22 protein-coding genes and 1 pseudogene are annotated in these 23,506 nt (G+C 68.1%); 10 read left to right on the top strand and 13 right to left on the bottom strand.

The window, feature by feature from the left end:
- Window positions 1-21 precede the first annotated feature (21 nt).
- Both A6E15_RS01115 and A6E15_RS01110 read right to left on the bottom strand, forming a co-directional pair.
- The gene (locus A6E15_RS01115) at window positions 22-1,659 is read right to left on the bottom strand and encodes an ABC1 kinase family protein (protein ID WP_076143011.1); all 1,638 of its coding nucleotides are present in this window, start codon (window positions 1,657-1,659) and stop codon (window positions 22-24) included.
- A 66-nt stretch (window positions 1,660-1,725) separates the two neighbouring features.
- Complete coding sequence (locus tag A6E15_RS01110) at window positions 1,726-2,097, bottom strand: Hsp20/alpha crystallin family protein (protein ID WP_076143010.1); 372 nt, start codon at window positions 2,095-2,097, stop codon at window positions 1,726-1,728.
- 734 nt (window positions 2,098-2,831) lie between these two features.
- Between A6E15_RS01110 and A6E15_RS01105 the strand changes: the two genes are divergently transcribed.
- A complete protein-coding gene (locus A6E15_RS01105; RefSeq protein ID WP_076143009.1) occupies window positions 2,832-4,145 on the top strand; it encodes a molybdopterin molybdotransferase MoeA in 1,314 nt (437 codons plus the stop codon).
- A gap of 137 nt (window positions 4,146-4,282) precedes the next feature.
- Here A6E15_RS01105 and A6E15_RS20185 read toward each other — a convergent pair whose 3' ends face one another.
- Together A6E15_RS20185 and A6E15_RS01100 are read right to left on the bottom strand one after the other, a co-directional pair.
- Window positions 4,283-4,438 carry a rubrerythrin-like domain-containing protein gene (locus tag A6E15_RS20185; protein WP_139326550.1) on the bottom strand — a complete coding sequence of 52 codons (156 nt, stop codon included), beginning with the start codon at window positions 4,436-4,438 and terminating at the stop codon, window positions 4,283-4,285.
- A gap of 64 nt (window positions 4,439-4,502) precedes the next feature.
- Window positions 4,503-5,630, bottom strand: coding sequence for a serine hydrolase domain-containing protein (locus A6E15_RS01100; RefSeq protein ID WP_076143008.1), 1,128 nt, complete (start codon window positions 5,628-5,630; stop codon window positions 4,503-4,505).
- 110 nt (window positions 5,631-5,740) lie between these two features.
- Between A6E15_RS01100 and A6E15_RS01095 the strand changes: the two genes are divergently transcribed.
- From A6E15_RS01095 to A6E15_RS01085, 3 genes are all read left to right on the top strand, one after another.
- Window positions 5,741-7,606 carry a molybdopterin biosynthesis protein gene (locus A6E15_RS01095; protein WP_076143007.1) on the top strand — a complete coding sequence of 622 codons (1,866 nt, stop codon included), beginning with the start codon at window positions 5,741-5,743 and terminating at the stop codon, window positions 7,604-7,606.
- 325 nt (window positions 7,607-7,931) lie between these two features.
- Window positions 7,932-8,918, top strand: a complete 987-nt coding sequence (locus A6E15_RS01090) for an ABC transporter substrate-binding protein (protein WP_076143006.1) — start codon at window positions 7,932-7,934, stop codon at window positions 8,916-8,918.
- A complete protein-coding gene (locus A6E15_RS01085; RefSeq protein WP_076143005.1) occupies window positions 8,915-9,349 on the top strand; it encodes a desampylase in 435 nt (144 codons plus the stop codon). Before A6E15_RS01090 ends, A6E15_RS01085 begins: the two co-directional genes overlap by 4 nt.
- Before the next feature lie 18 nt (window positions 9,350-9,367).
- Here A6E15_RS01085 and A6E15_RS01080 read toward each other — a convergent pair whose 3' ends face one another.
- Both A6E15_RS01080 and A6E15_RS01075 read right to left on the bottom strand, forming a co-directional pair.
- Window positions 9,368-9,805, bottom strand: a complete 438-nt coding sequence (locus A6E15_RS01080; RefSeq protein WP_076143004.1) for a hypothetical protein — start codon at window positions 9,803-9,805, stop codon at window positions 9,368-9,370.
- Window positions 9,806-10,182: 377 nt separating this feature from the next.
- Window positions 10,183-11,658: a sulfatase-like hydrolase/transferase gene (locus tag A6E15_RS01075; RefSeq protein ID WP_076143003.1), complete on the bottom strand. Its 1,476-nt coding sequence runs from the start codon at window positions 11,656-11,658 to the stop codon at window positions 10,183-10,185.
- A 132-nt stretch (window positions 11,659-11,790) separates the two neighbouring features.
- Here A6E15_RS01075 and A6E15_RS01070 point away from each other — a divergent pair, with 132 nt between their 5' ends.
- Window positions 11,791-12,021: a hypothetical protein gene (locus A6E15_RS01070; protein WP_076143002.1), complete on the top strand. Its 231-nt coding sequence runs from the start codon at window positions 11,791-11,793 to the stop codon at window positions 12,019-12,021.
- Between the two features lies 1 nt (window position 12,022).
- Here A6E15_RS01070 and hisS read toward each other — a convergent pair whose 3' ends face one another.
- Window positions 12,023-13,321 (bottom strand): histidine--tRNA ligase, encoded by a 1,299-nt coding sequence (hisS, locus tag A6E15_RS01065; RefSeq protein ID WP_076143001.1) that lies wholly within the window; start codon window positions 13,319-13,321, stop codon window positions 12,023-12,025.
- A gap of 185 nt (window positions 13,322-13,506) precedes the next feature.
- Here hisS and A6E15_RS01060 point away from each other — a divergent pair, with 185 nt between their 5' ends.
- Complete coding sequence (locus A6E15_RS01060; RefSeq protein WP_084177320.1) at window positions 13,507-14,553, top strand: sensor histidine kinase; 1,047 nt, start codon at window positions 13,507-13,509, stop codon at window positions 14,551-14,553.
- 28 nt (window positions 14,554-14,581) lie between these two features.
- Here the strand turns inward: A6E15_RS01060 and A6E15_RS01055 are convergent, their stop codons facing one another.
- From A6E15_RS01055 to A6E15_RS01045, 3 genes are all read right to left on the bottom strand, one after another.
- Window positions 14,582-15,172: a DUF7411 family protein gene (locus A6E15_RS01055; protein ID WP_076143000.1), complete on the bottom strand. Its 591-nt coding sequence runs from the start codon at window positions 15,170-15,172 to the stop codon at window positions 14,582-14,584.
- Window positions 15,172-15,522 (bottom strand): DNA-binding protein, encoded by a 351-nt coding sequence (locus A6E15_RS01050; RefSeq protein ID WP_006180225.1) that lies wholly within the window; start codon window positions 15,520-15,522, stop codon window positions 15,172-15,174. Before A6E15_RS01050 ends, A6E15_RS01055 begins: the two co-directional genes overlap by 1 nt.
- A gap of 105 nt (window positions 15,523-15,627) precedes the next feature.
- Window positions 15,628-16,083, bottom strand: a complete 456-nt coding sequence (locus A6E15_RS01045) for a 30S ribosomal protein S19e (protein WP_076142999.1) — start codon at window positions 16,081-16,083, stop codon at window positions 15,628-15,630.
- Window positions 16,084-16,179: 96 nt separating this feature from the next.
- On the opposite strand from A6E15_RS01045, the gene thiL reads away from it, so the two are divergent.
- Window positions 16,180-17,058 carry a thiamine-phosphate kinase gene (gene thiL / locus A6E15_RS01040; protein ID WP_076142998.1) on the top strand — a complete coding sequence of 293 codons (879 nt, stop codon included), beginning with the start codon at window positions 16,180-16,182 and terminating at the stop codon, window positions 17,056-17,058.
- A gap of 24 nt (window positions 17,059-17,082) precedes the next feature.
- Here thiL and A6E15_RS01035 read toward each other — a convergent pair whose 3' ends face one another.
- The 3 genes from A6E15_RS01035 to A6E15_RS01025 form a co-directional block, all read right to left on the bottom strand.
- Window positions 17,083-18,246 carry a site-2 protease family protein gene (locus A6E15_RS01035; protein ID WP_076142997.1) on the bottom strand — a complete coding sequence of 388 codons (1,164 nt, stop codon included), beginning with the start codon at window positions 18,244-18,246 and terminating at the stop codon, window positions 17,083-17,085.
- Between the two features lie 235 nt (window positions 18,247-18,481).
- Window positions 18,482-18,721: a DUF7123 family protein gene (locus A6E15_RS01030; protein ID WP_006180229.1), complete on the bottom strand. Its 240-nt coding sequence runs from the start codon at window positions 18,719-18,721 to the stop codon at window positions 18,482-18,484.
- A 256-nt stretch (window positions 18,722-18,977) separates the two neighbouring features.
- On the bottom strand, window positions 18,978-19,814 hold the full coding sequence (locus A6E15_RS01025; RefSeq protein ID WP_076142996.1) for a molybdopterin synthase: 837 nt from the start codon (window positions 19,812-19,814) through the stop codon (window positions 18,978-18,980).
- A gap of 137 nt (window positions 19,815-19,951) precedes the next feature.
- Between A6E15_RS01025 and A6E15_RS01020 the strand changes: the two are divergent.
- From A6E15_RS01020 to lysS, 3 genes and pseudogenes are all read left to right on the top strand, one after another.
- Window positions 19,952-20,971, top strand: a pseudogene (locus tag A6E15_RS01020) (CapA family protein); the annotation flags it as partial.
- Between the two features lie 69 nt (window positions 20,972-21,040).
- A complete protein-coding gene (gene pyrH, locus A6E15_RS01015; protein WP_076148124.1) occupies window positions 21,041-21,766 on the top strand; it encodes a UMP kinase in 726 nt (241 codons plus the stop codon).
- Complete coding sequence (gene lysS, locus A6E15_RS01010) at window positions 21,763-23,469, top strand: lysine--tRNA ligase (protein ID WP_076142995.1); 1,707 nt, start codon at window positions 21,763-21,765, stop codon at window positions 23,467-23,469. The genes pyrH and lysS overlap by 4 nt, the downstream gene beginning before the upstream one ends.
- The last annotated feature ends 37 nt before the right edge of the window (window positions 23,470-23,506 follow it).

The following is a 23,506-nucleotide window of genomic DNA, read 5'->3' as shown; positions in this document are numbered from 1 at the left end:
GGAAGGGTGTTTGCGGTCCCGTTACTCCTCGCCGCGGCGCTGGCGGAGGTTCTGTCGCGTGAACTGCGGTCGGGCACCGATCCCCTTGGCCGAGCGGAACGACCGATAGAGCTGGATCAGGATGACCACCGAGAAGACCGCCGCGACGATCGAGGCCCGGGGGGCCTCGAGGGCGTACAGCACGCCCATCGAGAACAGCGACATCGTCAGGAGCATTCCGTAGACGAGCCGCTTGGCGAGGTTCTCGAAGACGTTCGACTCGTCTTCGACGCCGATCCGGACGTAGAGGTCGTCGCGGTCGAGCCGGTCGAGGGCCCGCTCGGCCTTGGGGGCGATCCGGGTCAGAGAGTGGCCGGTTCGCAGGAGCTGGTCGCCGGTCTCGTCGATGTACTGTCGGATCGATTCCTCGCGGTAGCCCTGCTCGGTCAGGTAGTCGGTCGCGACCGAGATGAAATCGAAGTCCTCGTCTAAGGTCACGCAGACGCCCTCGACGACGGTCGCGACCCGGAGGACGAGCGCGAGGTTCTTCGGGAGCCGCAGCGGGAACTCGTAGATCGAGTCCTCGACCTGCCCGACGATCTGGTTGACCCGGTACTGTTCGACGTCCTCGCCGCGGGCGTCCTGAATGGCGATCTCCATGACCTCGGCCATCACGCCCCGATCGGCCTCCGGCGAGAGCGTCCCGATCTCGACTAAGGCGTCGAGGATGCCGTCGATGTCCTGATTGGCGACGGCGACGTAGAAGTCGACGATCTTCTCCTGAACGAACGGGTCGACCCGGCCCGACATCCCGAAGTCGTAGAAGACGATCCGCCCCTCGTCGGTCACCGCGAGGTTCCCGGGGTGGGGATCGGCGTGAAAGACCCCGTCGTCCATGATCATCTGCAGGTAGGACCGCTCTAAGTTCTCCGCGACCCGCGTGCGGTCGATCCCCCTGCGCTCGAGTTCCTCGACGTCGTTGATCTTCGTCCCCTCGACGTACTCCATGGTCAGCACGCGGGGGCCGGAGTGACTCTCGATCACGTCGGGGATGAGAAAGCGGTCGTCGTCCGCGAAGTTCGCCCGGATCTCGGTGAGCATCTCGGCCTCGCGTTCGTAGTCCATCTCCTCGCGGATCGTCTTCGAGAACTCCTCGGCCAGGTTCTCGAGCGAGAACGACCGGGCGTCGTCCACGAAGTACAGCAGGATCGGCAGGGACCACTCGATCACCCGCAGGTCCGCCCGCACGAGCGACTCGATGTTCGGTCGCCGGATCTTCACCGCCACGTCGCGGCCGTCCCGATCGCCCCGTGTGCGCTCGCTTTCGGGGTCGAGCCGCGCGCGGTAGACCTGTCCCAAGCTCGCGCCGCTGATCGGCTCGGTGTCGAACTCGGCGAAGCGCTCCTCGACGGGGCCGAGTTCGTCCTCGAGGACCGCTTTCGCTTCCGTCCAGCCGGCCGGCGGCACGTCGTCTTGCAGCGACGCGAGGACGTCGACGTACGACGGCGGGAGGATGTCGGGTCGAGTCGAGAGCAACTGCCCCAGTTTGATGAAGGTCGGGCCGAGCGTCAGCAGCGACTCGAGCAACACCTCGGCCCGGTGGCGATGGGTCTCGGGGTCGACCCGCCGCCGGCGACCGAACAGCAGGAAGCGCCGCCGGTCACGGGCGTACGCGAGCAACAGCGGGAGGAACTGCCAGGCGACGATGACGAACCGCTTGTACGCACGGAGAGAGGCCAGCCTCGGTCACCCCGTTTGGGCGTCCTCGTCGACGACGTCGATCGTCGTCTCCTCGCCGGCCCCGCGTTTCGGCAGCCGCAACTCGAGGACGCCCCGGTCGACCGTCGCCTCGCCGCCGGCGTCGGAGGCGTCGTCGGGCAGCGGGAGGTCCACCTCGAGGAACAGCGACCGGTTCTCCTCGAGATAGCGGTAGTCGCCGGCGGGGTCTTTCTTCCGCTGGGCGTCGATGGAGATGCGACCGTCCTCGATCGCGACCTCGAGCGACTCGGCGGAGACGCCCGGGACGTCGAGGACGAGGAGATAGGCGTCTTCGCTCTCGAGCAGATCGAAGAAGACGTCGTCGGAGAGGTCCCGCAACGCGTCGCGGAGCGCTGACATAGCTATCGGTTCGAACGCCGATACGAAAAAGGCCGCGGTCGCGGCGATTCGTCGATCGCTCGAGCGTCCCGCGGGAAGAGAGACCGTCCGCCAACGGGCCGCCCTCGAGTCGGGCGACGGCGGACAATCGACGTGCGGTGGCGCGCGCTGTCGGCCGCCTGAGTACTTACGAAGGCGGGCGAGAACATTGCGCGAGGGATGAACGAACGAAGTGAGTGAATCGGCTGGGGAGGGTGTGGCCCTCATTGTTGCCAGATAGCAGGACGCGTTAGCTGCTGTTCACGGCAAAAACCACTGCTCTACTCGAGACGACTATAGTAGCCGCTGAAAGTCATTGCACACCTGATCGCACGATGGCGCTGCGATCAGTGTGTGAATCGTTTCAGCGGCTACTATAGATGGTCGACCTGAATAGATAGTCGACTGGAGAGAGAAGCGTCCTGCTATCGTGGCAACAGGGATTTCCTCGCCCTCCCCAGCCGATTCGTTCGCTCCTTTCAGTCGCTCACTCATCCCTCGCGCAATGTTCTCGGCCGTCCTCGCTAGCGTTCGGTCGGCCGACAGCGCGCGCCACCGCACACCGGTTGACCGGTTTCAGGGGACGACGGAGAACCCGCTATTGAACAGTCGTCGAGACGAGAGCGGGGGACTCTGACGCCAAATTCGGCCTCGAGCCGGCTTCGGAGACGACGGGTTCCCCCACGCTTTTGGCCTCCGGCGACCCGATTCAGGGTATGGAAGGAGCCGACCGCGAGCGCACGGAGGCCGGGTTCAAGGTACGGACGCCGGTCGACGAGGCGCACCGGATACTGCGAGAGGCGGTCGCGGGGGGCGAGAGCGACGTGCCCTGTGGGACCGAGACGGTCGACGTCGACCGCGCGGACGGCCGCGTCCTCGCCGCACCCGTCGAATCGGCCCGCGACGTCCCTCACTACGAACGGGCGGCGATGGACGGCTACGCGGTCCGGGCCGCGGACACCTTCGGGGCCAGCGAGCGCTCGCCGGAAGTATTGGGGCTCACGGAACCGGCCGACGGTGTCGACGCCGAGGGCGACCACGCCACCGCCGACCGGATCGAACCCGGCACGGCCGCGCGAGTCCACACCGGCAGCGCGCTCCCGGAGGGAGCCGACGCGGTCGTCATGATCGAGCGGGTCACCGAACGCGAATCGGTCGGCGAACTCGAGGTCGAGGACGCCCTCGCGGAGGGGGAAAACGTCGCGCCGGTCGGCGAGGACGTCGAGGAGGGCCAGCACCTCTACGACGCGGGCCACCGGCTCCGGCCGTCGGACCTCGGCCTCCTTCGCTCGGCGGGCTACGGCCGCGTCGCGGTCGCCAGGCAGCCGACGGTCGGCGTCGTCCCGACCGGCGAGGAACTCGTGGCGGGCGATCCCGGGCCCGGCGAGGTGATCGAGACCAACGGGCTGACCGTCTCGCGGTTGGCCCAGCGGTGGGGCGCGAGGGCGACCTACCGCGACGTGGTCACCGACGACCCCGAGTCCCTGCGCGTGGCGATCCAGCGGGATCTGACGAAAGACGTCGTCGTCACCACCGGCGGCTCGAGCGTCGGCGAGCGCGACCTCCTGCCGGAGGTGATCGACGACCTCGGCGAGGTGCTGGTCCACGGCGTCGGCCTCAAGCCCGGCCACCCCGTCTGTCTGGGGATCGTCCAGGACACCCCCGTCCTCGCGCTGCCGGGCTATCCCGTCGCCTGCATCGTCAACGCCGTCCAGTTCCTGCGGCCGGTCCTGCGGTGGCTCGAGGGGACCGAGCCCGACCCCCACCCGACGACGCGGGCCCGCCTCGAGCGCAAGATTCCCAGCGAGCCAGGGGCGCGGACGTTCGCGCGGGTGAAACTCGAGGCCCGCGAGGACGGCGACCTCGAGCCAGACGAGCCCCGATACGAGGCGACCCCGACGCGGGCCAGCGGGTCGGGCGTCCTCTCGAGCGTCGCCTTAGCCGACGGCTGGGTGGTCGTCGACGACGACCGGGAGGGGATTCCGGCCGGCGAGACGGTCGCCGTCGAAGACTGGGAACGCCACGCGTGAGACGGGACGGGAACCGCGCGCCGGCTCGCAGTACCCGCGTCGTCGGCCGCCGACTCGATCGACGACGCCGTGGCTGCACGACCGAGGCCGCAGTCCGTACACGCGCCACAGAAGTCGCCGCCGAAATCGCGTCGCGCCTACTCGAGGGACTTCGCCCGGTTCTGATACTCGCCGCCGCAGTCGCAGACGCCGGGGTGCGTGGTCGACTCGACGACGTCGCCGCACTCGAGACACTCGTAGGTCGATACGGACTCCGGGTCGTTCTCGCCTTCGACGTCCTGGTCGTGGGGCATACCCTTGTTTGGGTCTCGGATCACATAAAGAATCGGTGGAGTCTCACGACGGCGAGTCGTCGACTCACTTGATTGCGTGTCGAACCGCGTCCCCCAGCGCGTTCACGCGGGCGACGTGTTCGTAAGAGCCGTCCCGGACGCCGTTGGTCACGTAGGCGAAGCCGACGTTTGCCTCGGGGTCGGCCCAGCCGACGCTGCTTCCCAGCCCCGCGTGGCCGAAGACGTGTTCCGGCGAAAGCGAGCCGTACGGCGCGACCGTCGTGCCTCCCTTCCAGAAGCCGAGCGCGAACCGGCCCTCGCGGCCGATCGTGCCGTCGGCCTCGGTCTCGGCTTGCACCTGCGTCATCCGCTTTACCGTCTCGGACTCGAGCAGTTGCGTTCCCTCGAGTTCGCCGCCGTTGGCCAGACAGGCGTAGAAGCGGGCCATGTCGCCGGCAGTTCCGATCCCGTTGGCGGCGGGGATCACCGCGCGGTGGATCTCCTCCGAGTTGAATGGGGCCGCGACCTCGGCGTTCTTTCCGAGTCCCTCGTCGGGGTCGCGACAGCGGTCGAACGGCTCGAAGCCGACCAGGGTCGCGACGTCGTCGTCCTCGTCGTCCCGCAGGCCGATCCCGGTGTCGTCCAGTCCGAGCGGGTCGAAGACGCGCTCTTCGGCGGCCTGCTCGATCGGCGTTCCCGATACCCGCCGGACGAGTTCACCGACCAGCCAGCCGAACGTCAGCGCGTGGTAGGCCGGCTGTTCGCCGGGCGTGAAGTTCGGCTCCATTTCCTCGAGTTTCTCGACGACGGCGTCCCAGTCGCCCCAGAGGTCGGGCCGGTCGTCGATCTCACCGCGGTTGAGTCCCGACGTGTGACTGAGTACCTGCCGGACGGTGATCTCGGCCTTTGCGGTCCCCTCGTCGGCGAACTCGGGCCAGTGGTCGACGACCCGATCGTCGTACGCGAGGGCGCCCTCCTCGACCAGCGAATGCAGCGTCACCGCGGCGTAGGGTTTCGTACTCGAGAAGAGGATGTGCCGCGTCTCGCGTGTCTCCTCGGGGCCGTCGGGCGCTTCGACGCCGCCGGCGAGGTCGATCTCAGGTTCGCCGTCGACGTAGACGGCGAGTTGGGCCCCGTGATGGAGGCCGGCCTCGAGATGGCGATCGAAGAGGTCGGCGATGCGCTCGCGGTCCCGCTCGGAGATCCGTGACATGGCACGGTACTCTCCGGGCGGACGTTTAACGGTTGTCGTACGAGAACATCTCGCAGGCATTCGTCCGCGCGTCGACCGACGTTTTTAGCCGCGGCGCTCCAAGAACGGGTATGAACCGCAAGGAGTTCCGCGATCTGGCCTCCCCCGACGAGGCCCGCGAGGCGATCGACTCGCTGTCCCTCGAGGGCGGCGTCGAACGCGTCCCGCTCGAAGACGCCCGCGGCCGGGTTCTCGTGGCGCGACTCGACGCCGAACTCGACGTCCCCGGCTTCGACCGGGCGAGTCTGGACGGCTACGCGCTCCGGGCCCGGGACACGTTCGGCGCGGACGAGGCCGATCCCGCCCGCCTCGAGATCGTCGGCGCGGTCCACGCCGGCGAGAAGCCGGACGTGGCGCTCGCAGAGGGACAGGCAGCGGAGATTTCGACGGGCGCGGTGATGCCCGACGGTGCCGACGCGATGGTCCCGGTCGAACGAACCGATACGGATGCGGACGGGAGCGAGGTTCTGGTCCGCACCTCGGTCGCGCCCGGCGACAACGTCATGTTCGCCGGTGCGGACGTCGCCGCGGGCGAGCGCGTGCTCGGTCCCGGGACCACGATCACGCCCCGAGATATCGGCCTGCTGTCGGCGCTGGGGATCGACGAGGTGCCCGTCCGCGCGAAACCGCGGGTCGGCATCGTCTCGACCGGCGACGAACTCGTGCGACCGGGCGAGGCCCTCGAGAGTTCGCGCGGCGAGATCTACGACGTCAACAGCTACACGATCGCCGCTGGGGTCGAGGATTCGGGCGGCGAGGCCGTACTCTACCCCCACGCCGGCGACGAGCAATCGGAGATGGAGGAGATCCTGCGGACCGCGGCCGACGAGTGCGACCTCGTCCTCTCCTCGGGGTCGACCAGCGCGAGCGCGGTCGACGTCATCTACCGGGTGATCGAGGAGCAAGGCGAGTTGCTGCTCCACGGGGTCAGCGTCAAACCGGGGAAGCCGATGCTGATCGGTCGACTGGACGACAGCGCCTACGTCGGCCTCCCGGGCTATCCCGTCTCCGCGATGATGGTCTTCCGAACGTTCGTCGCGCCGGCGATCCGCGAGGCCGCCGGCGTCCCGGAACCCGCGTCGTCGACCGTCTCCGGACGCCTCGCCAGGCAAGAGCGGTACGAAGAAGGTCGCCATCGGCTCATGCCGGTAGGGATAGTTACAAACGGCGACGGCGAGACGCTCGTCTACCCCGTCGACAAGGGCAGCGGCGCGACGACCAGCCTCGCCGACGCCGACGGCGTCGTCGAGGTCGGTCCCGAGACCGACTACCTCGAGGCGGGCGAACCCGTCACGGTCACGCTCTTTTCGCCGGACGTGCGGCCGCCGACGCTGTTTGCCGTCGGCGAGGACGACCCGACGTTCGCCCGACTGCTCGACGGCCTCGAGAACCCCCGCTATCTCTCGGTGGGCAGTCGGCCCGGCCTGCGGCGGCTCCGGGACGGCGTCCCCGACGCGGCCGTCGTCACGGGTCCCGCCGAACCGGACTTCGAAGCGGTCGAACTCGGCCGCTGGGAACGCGAGTGGGGGCTGGTCGTCCCCGCGGGCAACCCCGCCGAACTCGAGGGGCTGGCCGACCTGGTCGATCGCGACCTGCGCTTTGTCAATCGGACGACCGACTCCGGACTGCGCTCGAGTCTCGGCGCGGCGGTAGCTGACCTCGCCGAGCAGCGGGGCGTGGACCGCCACGACATCGTCGACGCGATCGACGGCTTCGACCTCGGACTGCGCGCCCACGAGAGCCCCGCTCGAAAGGTCATCGCCGGCGACGCCGACGCCGGACTGGGCCTGCGCGAGACCGCCGACCGGCTGGATCTCGGTTTCGTCCCGCTCGGCGACCAGCCGATCCGAGTGCTGGCGAACCCCGATCGGACCGAGAAGGAAGGGGTTCGGGAGCTCGAGGCGGCGCTTTCGGACGTGTCGTCGGCGCAGCGATAGCGGCGACGCGGCGTTCGAATCAGTTCTTGACTGTTCGAGGGCGGCCGGCATAGCCGTGGCAGTGAGGAACTGCTCGCTCCGAACCGGCCAGTCAGCGGGCAGTGGCGCGCACTGGGGCGCGGTGAGTCGGTGACGAACCGCGCCCCGACATTGTGCGAGGGATGAGCGAACGCCGATAGGCGTGAGCGAATCGGCTGGGGAGGGCGTGGCCACTCCGTGTTGCCACGATAGCAGGACACGGTTCGTTCTCACCGTCGTCGAATACGCTGCACACCGCCGTTCCTCGAGCCCGCCGTTTTTGACCGCTCGCTCCCTACGGACGACCATGCGAACCGTCACGACGCTCCCCTCGGCCACCGAAATCGTCGCCGCACTCGGCCGCGAGCCGGTCGGCGTCTCCCACGAGTGCGACTACCCGCCCGCGGCCGCGGACGCGCCCGCCGTCACGCGCTCGAGAATCGACGTCGACGAGTCGACTTCGAGCGGCGAGATCGACCGCCAAGTCCTCGAGACCGCCGACACCGAGAGCGGCGTCTACGACGTCGACATCGAAGTGCTCGACGCCCTCGAGCCGGACGCCGTCGTCACGCAGGGGATGTGCGACGTCTGTGCGGTCGACGAGGCGGTGATCGAAGACGCCGTCGACCGCATCGCGGCCGAGCCGGAGATCGTCCCGACCGATCCCCACAGCGTCGGCGACGTCCTCGACGACGTCGAGCGGATCGGCGCGGCGATCGACCGCGAGCAGCGGGCGCGGGAGCTGCGGGCCGACCTCGAGGCCCGGCTCGAGGCGGTCCGGGAGCGGACGGCGGAGATCCCGCCCGAGGACCGCCCGCGCGTGGCGATCCTCGACTGGACCGACCCCGTCATGATCGCGGGCCACTGGACGGCCGAACTCGTCGACTGGGCCGGCGGCGAGTACGGACTGGCCGACATCGGCGAGCCCTCGAGGCCGCGTGACTGGGACCCTATCCGCGCGTACGACCCCGAGGTCCTGATCGCCGCGCCCTGTGGCTTCGGTCTCGAGCAGATCGCACGGAACGCGACGGACCTCACCGAACGCGACGGCTGGGCGGAGCTGACGGCAGTGCAGGAGGGACGCGTGTGGGCGATGGACGGCGACCACTACCTCAACCGGCCCGGCCCGCGGCTGGTCGACACCCTCGAGGCGCTGGCACCGATCGTCCACCCCGAGCGGTTCGACGGCCCCGACCCCGAGGTCGCGGTCCCGTTCGCGGACCTCGAGGGCGTCGCACCGACGGGCGAGTCCGCCGAGACAGAGACACGGGCCGGGGCCGACTCCCGACCGTGATCGTCCTGCCGGCCGGGATTCGGGAAGCGATCCTCGAGCGCGCTCGCGAGGGGACGCCCGAGGAGATCTGTGGCGTCCTCGGCGGCGCGTACGACCCCGACGGTCGGAGCCGCGTGGCGTCGCAGTATCCGGCCGCAAACGTCGCCGAGAACCCCCGGACCCGATACGAGATCGAGCCCGAGCAACAACTCGCGATCTTCGACCGGCTCGAGGACCGCGGCGAGGCGATCGTCGGCTTCTATCACTCCCATCCCCGCGGCCCCGACCGGCCGAGCGAGACCGACGCCGCCCGGGCGACCTGGCCAGATCGGTCGTACGTGATCGTCTCGCTCGAGCCCCTCGACGTGGGGTCGTGGCGGTGGCGAACCGGCGGGGACGGAGCCGACGCTTCCGGCGATCGGTTCGAGCGGGAGGAACTCGTCGTCGCGTGAGACGGGCCGGCTGCGCAGTCAGTCAGCCGACTCCTCGAGTTCGTCGGCCCGTTCTCGCGCCTCGGCCGCCCGCTCGCGGAACTCCTCGATCCGCTGTGTCAGCTTCTTGCCGGCGGCGTAGGCGAACTCGTCGGGCATCATCCCGTACTCGATCTCGAGCGTGATCATCGTGTCACAGCCGTCGACGATCTCGGGGGCCCAGCTGCCCTGTGCCAGTTTCGACTCGTCGGTGACGACCGCCTCGCCGTCCTCGACGTCGATGAAGGCCGAGACGATGTTCCAGATGTTCGGATTGCTCGAGCTGACCTCGTCGAACAGGCCCTCGAGGCGCGACCCCTTGATGTCCTCGTCGCGCAGTTCTTCGAGGAGGTCCTCGAGGGCGTCGGCGATCTCCTCGTCGCGGGCGGCCCGCTCGCGGAGGTCGGCGGGCGAGTCGTCGGTGTCGTCGCGCGTCATCGCTGTCCCCTCGTCTCGTCGGTGGCGGCGATCATAGACGATGGTATCGGCTTCGGCACCGTAAACGTACGCTTCCGTACCGAGATCGTATCGTGGAGTCGGTGCTTCAAGCGAAAATTCGACTGAACACTCCGCTCTCGGTACAGACGACAACAACAGGGAGCGCGCTGTTATCGTGGCAACACGGAGCGGCCACACCCACCCCAACCGATTCACTCGCTCCCTTCAGTCGCTCGCTCATCCACTGGAAGATGCGGAGCATCTTCCAAGCAGTCGCTCGTTTCACTCGCGACGACCCCGCACGAGGTTATCGACCGCTCTCGCTAGCGCTCGATCGGCAGACAGCGCGCGCCACCGCACGTTCTGAAGAACCAAAGCTACGACGCGTTTTCCAACGCGCCGCTCACCCACAGCCGGTTCGGATCCGCCGTCTCGTCCATCCACTCGATCAGCCGCTCGCGCATTTCTCTCCGGGCGTTCGCGTACTCGGGGTGATCGATCAGGTTTTGCAGTTCGGCGGGATCGGCCTCGAGGTCGTACAACTCGTCGATATCCGGACCGTTGTAGACGTACTTGTACCGGTCCGTCCGGACCATCCGCTGGCTGTAGAGGCCGAACTCGTCGCCGTGGTACTGGGCGAACGTCGAGTCGGGCCACTCGAGGTCGGCGGGCGGCTCGCCCCCGTTCTCGAGCAGCGGGACCAGGCTCCGTGCGTCGAAGCTCTCGGGAACGGGTACCTCGGCGATCTCGAGGAACGTCGCCGCGAGGTCGTGGAGGTGGACCGACGTCTCGCAGGTCGCGCCGTCGGTGACGCCGGGCCAGCGGACCTGCAGCGGGATCCGGTAGGTGTCGTCGTACATCAGCGGCCCCTTGTTGAACTGGCGGTGGCTCCCGGCGAAGTCCCCGTGATCGGAGGCGTGGACGACGACCGTCTCGTCGGCCAGTCCGTAGTCGTCGAGGGCCGCGAGGATCCGCTCGAGTTGGTGGTCGATCATCGTGAGAAAGCCCCAGTACTTCGCGAGCGCCTCGGCCCACAGCTCCCAGTCGAAGTCCGCGACGCCGCGGTAGGCGAGGTAGTTCTCGTGGACGCGCGGTTTCCCCTCGTAGGTCTCGGCGTAACTGTCGGGCGGCTCGATGTCGTCCGGATCGTACAGCGAGGCGTAGGGTTCCGGGACGACGTAGGGGTGGTGGGGCCCGTAGAAGTCCGTTCGGTGGAAGAACGGGCCGTCCCGGTCGCCGTCGGCGTGGGACTCGATCGCGTCGATCGTCCGCTCGGCGAGGAAGTACGCGCGCGTCTCCTCGACGTCGACGGCCGTCTTCGCGGCGACGAACGTCCCCTCGTCGGCGTCTCTGGGCTCCTCGCCGGTGTAGATCGCGTCCTCGAGGTCGGCCTCGTCGACGGGCGTGCCCCGCTCCCTGCGGTACTCGCGAAACGCCTCGTCGATGTCGTCGTGGTGCGTGTCGCTCCCGCCGAGATACGAGAAACCGAAGTCGGCCGGCGTCCGATCGCGACCGGCGTGCCACTTGCCCGTGTAGGTCAGGTCGTAGCCGGCCGCGACGAGTTCCTCCGAGAACGTCGGCAGTTCGTCGGGGATGTTCGTCCGGATCGCGTCGGGCTCGTGGCAGTTGTTCAACATCCCGTGACCGTGGGGAAACTGCCCGGTCAGCAGCGACGCGCGAGCGCTCGAGCAGATACTGATCGGGGTCACCGCCCGCTCGAAGCGAATTCCCTCCCTCGAGAGCGAGTCGATCGCCTCGGTTTCGACCGGCGGCCCGTCGGGTGCGCTGGCGTCGTATCGCTCCTGATCTGTGAGGACGAACAGGACGTTCGGGCGGGAGTCGGAGTCGGCCATCGACCGTCGTACACCCCGGTCGCAGTTAATGGTGGGACCTGCGGCGGCGCTCGGCGACGCGCGCGGCTGCCGTTATAAGACGCAACCGCGTGAACCCGATCGTTCATTGGTCCGCCCTTCGAGGGGCCGCACGTGCCGAGCGCGTACTGCGACGAGTGTGGGTGGGAGTATCGGACCGACGGGGCGGACGGGGAACTCAGCCGGGCCATGATCGATCACTTCGTCGAGACCGGCCACTCGCCGGTCGAGCGCCGCGACGCGGACGACCGCCTCGAGACCGACGGCGATCGTCGGGGAGCCGAAGAACAGTCACCGCGATGCCCAGAGCCGGGTACCGGAGAGCAGCGACCGAACCGCGAGTGAGTCAGGCGAGGTCCTCGAACGTCGGCCGCTCGCGGTCGCCGGGGAACTCGCCGACGGGGACCTGCGTCTGGTCGCCCGAGGCCATGTCCTTGATCGTCACCTCGTCGTTCGCGAGGTCCTGTTCGCCGACGATGACGACCGTCTCGGCGTTGATCGAGTCGGCGTAGTCCAGTTGCGCGCCGAACGACCGGCCCGCGATGTCCGTCTCGACGACGTGGCCCCGATCGCGCAGTTCGCCGACGATCCGGGCCGCTTCGGCCCGCGTGTTCCCGATCTGGAGGACGTAGTAGTCGGTCGTCACGTCCTCCTCGGGCCAGACGCCGGCCCGCTGGCAGAGCAACGCGAGCGTCGCGTGGCCCGGCGCGACGCCGACCGCCGGCGTCGGCTGGCCGCCGAAGCTCTCGATGAGGTCGTCGTAGCGCCCGCCCCCGAAGATCGACCGCGAGACCTCGCCCGCGGAGTCGAAACACTCGAAGACGACGCCCGTGTAGTAGTCCAGCCCGCGGGCCGTCTCGAGCGAGATCGTACAGTACTCCCGGGCACCGAAGTCCGCGGCCGCGTCCAGTACGTTCTGTAAGTTCTCGACCGCCGCCGTCACGCGCTCGGTCCCCGCGAACGCCTCGACTTCCTCGAGGTCGCCGCCCGCGATGAGGTCGCCGAACTCGGCGGCCTGGTCCGCCGAGAGCCCGGCACCGATCAGCAGGTCGTGGTACTCCGCCCGCGAGATCTTGTCGGACTTGTCGACCGCGCGGATCGCCGCCTCGGTGTCGACCTCGGTATCGTAACTCTCGAGGACGCCCCCGAGGATGTCCCGGTGGGAGATCCGGAATTCGAAGTGGTCGCCGGTCAGCCCCAGCCCGGTCAGGGCGTCGGCGGCCCACGCGAGGATCTCGGCGTCGGCCGTCGGCTCCGACGAGCCGAAGATGTCGACGTTGGTCTGGTAGAACTCGCGGTAGCGACCCTGCTGAACCTGCTCGTAGCGCCAGAACGGTCGCGTGGAGAACCACTTGATCGGCTTCGAGAGTTCCTGCTGTTTCGCGACGACCATCCGGGCGACGGTCGGCGTCAGCTCCGGCGTCAGCGTGACGTGGCGACCGCTCTGGTCCTCGAAGGCGTAGAGTTCGTCGACGATGTCGTCGCCGCTCTTGTCGGTCCACATCTCGGCGCGTTCCAGCGCCGGCGTCCCGACCTCGCGAAAGCCGTACTCGCGAGCGGTGTCCTCCACGGTGTCGATGGCCTGCCGTCTGGCGGCCATCTCGCCGGGATAGAAGTCACGAAAGCCCTTGATCCGGTCGTACATGGACATCCGTTCGGGGACGGCGAACTTCTATCCTTCCGTTCCGGGACGGCCGAATCGGCAGGGTCGCCTCGCTCGCCGGCGACCGGGGACGAACGTTTGGTTCAGCCATCCGTGGCGTTAGTTCGACAGTCTGGAATCCGAGATCGTCCCGTAAGTTGATACCGGCCTGTACCGAGAGTGCGACCGTGCAACGCGTGGCCGACGACGACTGGGTCGCGGAGATCGGCGAGCAACTGCCGGTGTCGCCGCTGTCGGCGCTGGGACTGTTTCTCGCCGCGCTCATCGGCGTTCGCCTCGCCGGCGAGCAACTCTCGAATCGCGCACTGCTCGAGAGCGTCTTTCCGTTGCTGGCCGCGACGGCGGTCGTCTTCGCCGACCGGTGGCTCGTCGCTCGCGACGTCTCGACGCGGGACCGACTCACCGTCTTCGGCTACGGTCTCGGGGGTTTTCTCGCGGCCTTTCTCGTGACGGCGCTGCATCTCTACGTCCTCTATCTCGAGGAAACCGGCGCGCGGGCCCCGCTCTACCTGCTCTTGATGGGCGGGACGGTCGGCGTCGGAGCGGGCACCGTCGCCGGCATCTACGAGATCCGACAGCGGGCCGCAACTCGGGAAGCGAAACGCCAGAGCGAGCGGTTAGAGGAGTTCGCGAGCGTCGTCAGCCACGACCTGCGGAACCCGCTCAGCGTCGCGCAGGGACGGCTTCGGGCGGCGTTTACCAGCGGCGATCCGGAGCATCTCCACGAGGTCGACGCGGCGCTGACCCGGATGGACGAACTGATCGACGAGAGCCTGTCGGTCGCCCGCAGCGGAACCCAGGTCGAAGACCCCTACGAGGTACCGCTGGTCGAACTCGCGAGCGAAGCGTGGACGGTCGTCGAGACCGACGACGCTACCTACGAGGTCGTCGGTGACCGCCCGCTACGCGTCGATCCAAAGCGGGCGAAACAGCTCTTCGAGAACTGCTATCGAAATGCGATCGAACACGGCCGCGAGGACGTTCACGTCCGCGTCGGCCCCTGTGACGGCGGCTTTTTCGTCGCCGACGACGGTCCCGGTATCCCCGAAGACGAACGCGACGCCGTCCTCGAGCAGGGGTACTCCACCTCGGCGGAGGGATCCGGCCTCGGACTCGCGATCGTCCGGGCCGTCGCCGACGCACACGGCTGGCGAGTGACGATTACCGAAAGCGAGTCCGGCGGAGCCCGGTTCGAGTTCACTCGCGGCGGGTAGACTCCGTCCCGAAGCGCTATAGTAGCCGTCAGCGGACGTCGGTCACGTACGTCTGATCGTGATCCGGGAAGTAGTCCGCGATCGCCGCCCGCCCCTCTTCTGCGGCGATGAGCGCCCGGAGTTCGGCCTCGTAGTCGGCCCGGTCGATCTCCTCGCTCGGACCGACCGTCACGTCCAGTCGCGCTTCCACGAGTCGATCGACGGCCGACCGACCGAAGCCCGACAGCGGCGCGATGTAGTCGATGTCGTGACGGTCCTCGAGGCTCTGGGCCTGCGCCCGCGAGACCGTCGGCACGCGGTCGTCCCGGCGGGTGCCGTCGGCGATGGCGTCGAACTCCTTGGCCGCCAACCGTTCGAGGGCGTGCTGGTGGACGTGCTGGATGCCGTTTCGCGGGAAGCCGTCCTCGCGGATGCGGTCGACGGCCTCGCGGGCGACGTCGGGGTCACACTCGAGGCGTTCGAAGGCGAAGTCCGCGGACTCGGCCGTTTCGCGGGCGTGTTTCCAGTCGTCGCTGATACCGAAGTGGGCCGTCAGTAGCGTCACGTCGTAGAACTCCTCGAGCAAGAGCGCGGCGAGCGTCGAGTCCTTGCCGCCGCTGTAGAGCAGTCCGAGCTCCATCACCGGCGCTGGATGTCGAAGCTCTGGGAGTCGGGTTTCAGCTCCTTGAGGAGCTGTTTCATCTTGTCGTCGTCGATCTTCCCCTGGATGCGGCCGCTGCGGGCGAGACTAATGACCTGGCGCTCGACCTGTTCGCCGAACTGGGGCTTGCTCATCTTGACCGTGTTGAGCCGCTTGCGGGCGTCGTCGGTCAGGTGCTGGCGCAGTACGGCCTTCTTCTGGGCTTCGGCCTGCTGCTGGGCCGCCTCCTGGCCGCCCTCGCCCTGCTGGGCCTCGGCCCGATCCTGTAGCTGCTCCATTTTCTTCTGTCGGAGCTCCTCGAGTTTTTCCTCGTCCGGTGAGCCACTCATCGTTGTCCCGTACTTGGCCGGCGGGCGGGAAAATGATTACGGACGACGGAGGCGTCGCTCTGGGGGCTGCAAGCGGCACGAAAACGGTTCAACTGCGTTCCGCGATCAGGCGTAGCGCTCGAGTTCCGGGCGGTCGAGTTCCTCGAGGACCTCGTCGGCGGTCTCGTCGAGCAGGCTCCGGCCGTCGGCGGTAATGCGGCGACCCTCGCCCTCGGCGGTCTCGACGAGGTCTTCCTCCTCGAGCTGCTGGAGGATGGTCCGGATGAGGTTCTTCGAGCCGTCGGTTCGCTTCGCGGGCGCGACCTGATAGCGGTTCGAGCCGCCCTTCGCGCCGCCGTACTCGGTCGACAGTCGCTCGACGCCGATCGGGCCGCGATCGGCGACCTTGCGCAGGAGACTCGCGGCGCGGGTGGCCCAGAAGTCGTCCTGTTCGGGCGGGAGTTTCTTGTCGACGCCGCTTTTGGCGAATTTGCCCCAGTCCGGTTCCTCGAGTCGGTCCGCGAGATCGTCGGCGAGCGCCTCGATGAGGTCGTCCGCCGGAACGTCGTACATCGTAGCCATTGGCGTGTGATTTCCGTCCGCGGCATTTAAGACCATCGTATCGTGCCGATCCGGCCGGCCCGGACGGTTTTTCGCCCTCGAGTCGAAACGAGGGGTATGGACGAACGCGCCGCCCTCCGACTGCTCGAGGGGGAACTCGCGGCGGCCGGCGACGACGCCGCCGTCGTCGACGGGCTGGTCGTGACGACGGACATGCTCCACGATCGCACCGATTTTCCGGACGGGACGACCCGGTACACCGCCGGCTGGCGCGCCGTCGGCGCGTCGCTGTCGGACGTGGCTGCGATGGGGGCCGAGGCGACGGCCGCGGTCGCCGCCTACGCCGCGCCGACCTTCGACGGGGAGGAGCTGCTGGACTTCGTTCGCGGCGCGAACGACGTCTGCGACCGCGTCGATACCGAATACGTTGGCGGCGACCTCGATAGTCACGAGGAGTTCACGACGGCCACGACCGCGATCGGCCGCGCCGACGACCCCGTCCGTCGGTCGGGAGCCCGTCCCGGCGATCGCGTCTGCGTGACCGGCACCCTCGGCCGCAGCGCGGCCGCGCTCGAGCTGTTCGACCGGGGTCACGCCGAGCGAGCGAACGAACTGTTCCGGTTCGAGCCGCGGATCGCCGCTGGACGGGCGCTCGCTCCGCACGCGAGCGCGATGATGGACTCGAGCGACGGGCTGGCCCGCTCGCTGCATCAGCTGGCCGAGGCCAGCGACTGCGGGTTCGCGATCGAATCCGACCGCGTGCCGATCGACGACGCCGTCCGCGAGATCGCCGACGGTGACGACGACGCGCTCGAGCGCGCGACGACCTTCGGCGAGGACTTCGAACTCGTCGCGACCGTCCCCGCGGACGCGCTGTCGGCGGTCCGGTCGGCGACCGACGTCTCGCTGTCGGTCCTCGGACGGGTCCGGGAGCCCGATCACGGCATCAGCGTGGACGGCGAGTCGCTGGCGGATCGGGGCTACACGCACGGATAGGCGTCGGCGACCGACGACGTCGTCTCAGCCGACGACCATCACCGGCACCGGCATGAAACAGAGCAAGCCGAGCCCGAACGTGACGACGCCGAGGACGGTCCGACCGGTGCCGAGTCGGTCGTCCCGAATCGGCGTCGCCGCCCCCGCCGACGCGAACACCGTCGTCAACAGTCCCCAGATGAGCCAGACCGAGACCGCGTTCACCGTGTACTCCTGGACGTAGTAGAGATAGCCCGCGAGGACGAACAGCGCGCCGGGGACGAGCGCGGCCACGGTGTCGTGGAACTCGCCGGTCATCGCTCGCAGGATGTGGCCGCCGTCGAGCTGGCCGACCGGAATCAGGTTCAGAAACGTCACGAACATCCCGACCCACGCGCCGATGACGACCGGGTTCACGCCCGTCGTCGGATCGTCGCGATACAGCGGCTGGTCGAACGCCGCCGCGAGCAACTCGAGCAGCGGCGGGTAGCCGAGTTCGATCCGGACCGCATCGGGGTTCTGGAGCAGCGACGGGTCGACGGTTACGGGGGGCAGGTGAAGCCCGATCACGCTCACGACGACCGTCGCGACTAACCCGGCCAGCGGCCCGGCGACGCCGATATCGAACAGCGCCTTCCGGTCGGGCATCCGGCCTTTCATCCTGATGACCGCGCCCATCGTCCCGATGAGCGTCGGGATCGGAATGAAGTAGGGCAGCGAGGCGTCGACCCGGTGGTACCGACTCATGACGTAATGGCCCATCTCGTGGACCATGAGGACGCCGAGGATCGCCAGCGAGAACGGCCACGCGTGGAGGAGATCGATCGGGTTCCCGAACGGGTCGAGCGCCGGATACCACCACCACGAGCCGACGAACAGCGTCGACGCGATCGTCGCCAGCAGCAGGATCACGTTCGTCCAGGGAATCCCGTCGATGCCGCGGGTCGACGGTCCGGCGACGAGGACGTACTCGCCGTGGCGGCGCTCGAACTCGAGGTCGTATCCCCGGTCGTTAAACGCCGGCCAGAGTTCGCGCATGACCCGCTCGGGGTGGGTCAACGGATCACCGTAGTACACTAGCTGGTCGTCCTCGCGCCGGACTTCGTAGACCGCAAACACCGACTCGATCCGCTCGATCGGCGGTCCGTCCGCGGGGGAACGGCCGTCGCGAGCCGACCCGCCGAAGCCGGACCGATCGCCGTCGTCCATTACCCGTAATTCGGCTCGGAACCGTATAAAACGACTGTCGTCGGCAGCCGAGTCCGTTTCTCGCAACCGTTCGTGACGGCGGCTATCGGCGACGGGACGGCGACGCGGCTACCGGCGGAGAACACGAACCGCGATCGGACGACGAACGCGCCGGCGCGTCGGGTAGCGTCTACGACGCGTCGGCACGCGGGAGTGAAACTGCGGGGACGGGCGGAACGATCGAGAGACTATCGCGTTACGCGGGGGCGACGCGCCACGTCGTCGCGCTCGTGTACGACCACTTCTCGATCTCGAGGTCGCTGACCGAGTCCGAGAGTTTGACCATCAACGCGCCGATCTCCTTGGGGGACATCCCGACGTCGTCCGCGATGAACTTGCCCTTGAAGTACAGCTCGCCGTCTTCGGCACGTTCGCGTAGGTAGCGTTTCAGGCGGCGTTCCTTGCTTTCCGTGGAGGGTTGGGCTGTCGTACTCATCGACGATTCTCCCTCGTGGCGGCAACCCGTTATAAAGAAGGGTTGGTTAGCCCTGTTTCGATTGTGTTCAGCTATCTGGTGGGTAATAGACGTTTTATACCTGGTAATAGAATTCTTATCGACTCGCTCAGATTCCGCTAGACATTTTAAAACCGCGTCTAACGTATTATCTTCGACTCGATAAACACGGGTAATTCAATGTCGCCTGCCCCAACCGTTTCGCCCGTTCAGCCCGGTCGGTGAACGACGGGAGCGATCACGATCGCTCGTGGACCCAGAACTCGTCCTCGACCGTCACCTCTTTTTTGAACAGCGGAACTTCGTCTTTTAACCGGTTGATCCCATCCTCGACGGTCCGGAACGCCTCCCCGCGGTGGCCGGCTAGCACGACGACGAAAACGATGTCCTCGCCGTCCTCGACGATCCCGGTTCGGTGGTAGAGTTCGACCGCGAAGACGCCGTCTCGCGACTCGAGGTCGGCCTCGAGGGTGGCCAACCGCTCGTCGGCGACCCCCTCGTACTTCTCGAACTCGAGGTACCGCGTGCGCGCGTCGTCCGCGCTGTCTTTCGCTCGGACGCGGCCGGTAAACGTCGCGATCGCGCCCGCACGGTCGGCCGCCGGCGACGCCTTGACTCGGGCGACCAGCGACTCGAGGGTTCGGTGGGGCTCGGCTGCCTCGAGGTCGTCGACCAGCACCGCGAGGTCGAGGCTGGCGGGCCCCTCGACGGCCGCCAGCACCTCGCCGGCGGCCTCGCGGTCGGACTCGTCGCCGCCGACGAGTATCGAGGGGTACTGCAGCGAGGGAACGCCGACGACGACCGCGTACGCGCAGTCGGTCGCCAGTCGGTCGAGCGCGTCGCCGACGTCCATCCCCGTCCCGGAGGCGGTCCAGTCGCCGTCGACGCCGAGGTCGTAGGTGACATCGCCGCCGAGCGTCGCCGACTCGCGGATCTGGGTCCCGTCGGCGATCGTCGCGTCGTATCTGACGACCCCGACCCGTCCCCGCTCGGAGAGCCGGTCGACGACCCGATCGACGACCGCCTCGAGCGCGTCGCCGTCGGCTCCCGCGTCGCGAACACCGAGTACGTGCATGGCTAGACTGTGGGTAGGTCGGGGTTTGTAGCTGTCGACGAAAGCCCCGTGGCCGGGGGGTCATCGCGGTCGGGACACGGAGCCTCGAGCCGTCGAACGCTGGTCCGGATTTCGGGTCTCGGTCGCGAACGGCCCGTATGGCGCTCCGGATCGGCTTCACCGGTGACGTCATGCTCGGGCGGGTCGTCGACGACCGCCAGCAGAGGCGCTCGATCGACGCCGTCTGGGGAACCGTCCTCGAGCGACTCCGCGGACTGGACGGGCTGGTGTGCAACCTCGAGTGCGTCCTCTCGACGCGGGGCCGGGAGTGACAGCGCACTCACCGTCCGTGTCACTTTCGGGCCGACCCCGACTGGGCGGTTCCGGCGCTCGAGCGCGCGGGCGTCGACGTCTGTGCGCTGGCGAACAACCACGTCCTCGACTACGAGGAGATCGGGTTACGGGACACCCTCGGCGCGCTCGACGACGCCGGGATCGCCCGCACGGGTGCGGGGGAGACGCTCGACGAGGCGCTCGAGCCGGCGGTGGTGACGATCCCCGCCTCCGAGGCGAGCAGGGAAAGCACCGACGGGCTCGACCTCGCGGTCGTCTCGTTGACCGACAGCACGCCCGAATACGCCGCCGACGCGGACTCGCCGGGAACGGCGCGGATCGACGTAGACGCCGACGATCCGGAGACGCGACGGCTCGTCCGGGACGCCCTCGAGCGCGCACGCGAACGGGATCTCGATCTGCTGGTGGCCTCGCTACACTGGGGTCCGAACATGGTGACGGAACCGCCGGACTCGTTCAGGGCCTTCGGCCACTGGCTAGTCGAGAACGGCGTCGACCTCGTCCACGGCCACAGCACCCACGTCTTGCAGGGAATCGAGGTCCACGAGGGGGTACCGATCTGCTACGATATGGGCGATTTCGTAGACGACTACAAGATCGACGAGGAGTTGCGTAACGACCGGAGCTTCCTGTTCGTCCTGCGGGCGACGCCCGAGGGCCGGCTCCGCGACCTCCGAGTGTCTCCCACCGAGACCGACGGCTGTACGGTCCGCGAGGCGAGTCCGGACGCGGCCGCGTGGGCCCGGGATCGGATGCGTGAACTATCCGACCCGTTCGGGACCGAGTTCGAACGAGACGGCGACGGACTCGTCCTACCGCTCGAGGGGTGTGTCACCACGCCGTCCGGGCAGTTGACAACCCTTAAGATAGCAACTCCGCTACACCGGGGTAGTATGAAAGTGGTCGTCTCCATCGGTGGGAGCGTACTCGTCCCCGAGCCGGGCGCGGATCGGGTGGCCGAGCACGCCGCCGTCATCGAGGACCTCATCGCCGAAGGCTGTCGGATCGGGGCCGTCGTCGGGGGCGGCGGCGTCGCCCGCGACTACATCGGGGCCGCACGTGACCTCGGTGCCAACGAGATCGAACTCGACCAGCTCGGGATCGACGTCACCCGACTCAACGCGCGGCTGCTCATCGCCGCGCTCAGCGAGGAGTCGGTGACAGCGCCCGCACTGGACTACGAGGAAGCCAGCGAGGCGCTTCGCCGGGACGACATCTGTATCATGGGCGGGGTCGCGCCGGCCCAGACGACCGACGCGGTCGGGGCCGCCCTCGCGGAGTACATCGACGCCGACCTGCTGATCTACGCCACGAGCGTCCCCGGCGTCTACAGCGCCGACCCCAACGAAGACGACGACGCGACCAAGCACGACCGGCTCTCCGCGACGGAACTGGTCGACGCCATCGCCGGCCTCGAGATGAACGCCGGTGCCTCCGCGCCCGTGGACCTGCTGGCGGCGAAGATCATCGAGCGCTCGGGAATGCGGACGATCGTCCTCGACGGCACCGACCCGGACCGGATCGCCCGCGCCGTTCGAGACGGCGATCACGAGGGGACCGACATCGTCCCCGAAAGAGCCGGCGCGGAACCGACCTACTGGGCGGCCGACGAGCAATGAGTCCCGACGGCGACGGGGAGACCGGAGACGCGGCGGAATCGGACGCGATCAGCCCCTACACCCTCCAGAGCGAGGAAGCCAGCGAGACGCGCCACGCGTTCTGGGCCGATACCGTCGCGGATCGGATCGAAAAGCGAGACCCCGACGAACCGATCGTCGTCAAAGGTGGCATCTCGCCCTCGGGCGTTCCCCACCTGGGCAACGTCAACGAGATCATGCGGGGGTACTTCGTCGCCGAGGTGCTTCGGGACCGCGGCCACGAGGTCCGACAGGTCTTCACCGCCGACGACCGCGATCCGCTCCGGGGACTGCCCCGGACCCTCTGTGACCTCGAGGGGAACCTCGTCGATCTCGGCGAGGTCGACGCCGGCGCGCTCGGCCGGAACCTCGGCGCGCCCTACACCGATATCCCGGATCCGTTCGGCTGCTGTGACTCCTACGGCGACCACTTCGCGACGATCATTCAGGACAGCGCCGACGCGCTCGACGTGCCAATCGAGCTGGTCTCGAACACCGAGTTGTACGAGTCGGGCGCGTTCGACGACGTAACCCGGTTCGTCCTCGAACACCGCGAGCGGGCGAGCGAGGTCCTCTCGAAGTATCAGGACAAAGTCGACGCGGACGGCGACTACGTCCCGTTCAACCCGATCTGCGAGGAGTGCGGGACGATCACCGAAACGGTGACGAGCGTCGATCTGGCCGGTGACGAACCGACCGTCGACTACCGCTGTACCGACATGGAGGCCGGCGATCAGACGATCGAGGGTTGCGGCCACGAGGGCACCGCCACGCTGCGGGAGGGCAAACTCCCCTGGCGCTTCGAGTGGCCCGGTCAGTGGCAGCTGCTCGGCGTCGACTTCGAGCCCTTCGGCAAAGACCACGCCGAAGGATCGTGGCCGAGCGGGCAGGACGTCGCCCGCAACGTCCTCGAGATCGAGCCCCCCGTCCCGATGGTCTACGAGTGGTTCACCCTCGACGGCGAGCCGTTCTCCTCCTCCGCGGGCAACGTGATTCTGGTCTCTGACGTCCTCGAGTTACTCGAGCCCGAGGTGCTGCGGTACTTCTTCGCGAAGGACCCCGTGAAGGCACGCGACTTCAGCATCGAGCGCCTCGACCAGCTGGTCGACGAGTTCGACCGGCTCGAGGCGATCTACTTCGGCGAACTCGAGGCCGACGAGGACGAGCGGGCCTTCGCCGAGCGTGTCTACCCGTTCATCGTCGGAGAGCCCCGTGAAGAGCGGATCCGGCTGCCCTACACGTTCGCCGCGGTACTCGGGATGTTCGACGATCCCGGCCTGCGCGAGGAGGTCGCCCGTCGAGAGGGCCACATCCCAGACGACGCGCCCGAGTGGGCCGTCGATGCGGCGCTAAAGCGGGTCGAGCAGGCTCGCAACTGGGCGCGACGCACCGGCAACGAGTTCGACTACGAACTCAAGCGCAGCGAGATCCCCGATCACGAGTTCGACGCGGCGACCGAGGACGCGCTGGCGGAACTGGCCGACTTCATCGAAGCGGGCCACGAGCCCGACGAGATCCAGGGCGAAATCTACGAGACGGCAAAGCGCCACGACGTCGACGTCGGCGACTTCTTCGCGGCGGGCTACCGGCTGTTCTTCGACGAGGACCAGGGGCCGAAGCTCGGCCCGTTCCTCGCGAAGGTCGACCGGGAGTTCGTCGTCGCGCGACTGCGGCGGGAGCGTTGAGGACAGACAAAAGCCATTTGAGAACGCCCGCCCGAGA

It is taken from the genome of Natrinema saccharevitans, from assembly GCF_001953745.1.
In the GTDB taxonomy this organism is placed as follows: Archaea; Halobacteriota; Halobacteria; order Halobacteriales; family Natrialbaceae; genus Natrinema; species Natrinema saccharevitans.
The sequence above is the reverse complement of the archived record's forward strand: the minus strand, read 5'-3'. Positions and strand labels throughout refer to the sequence as shown.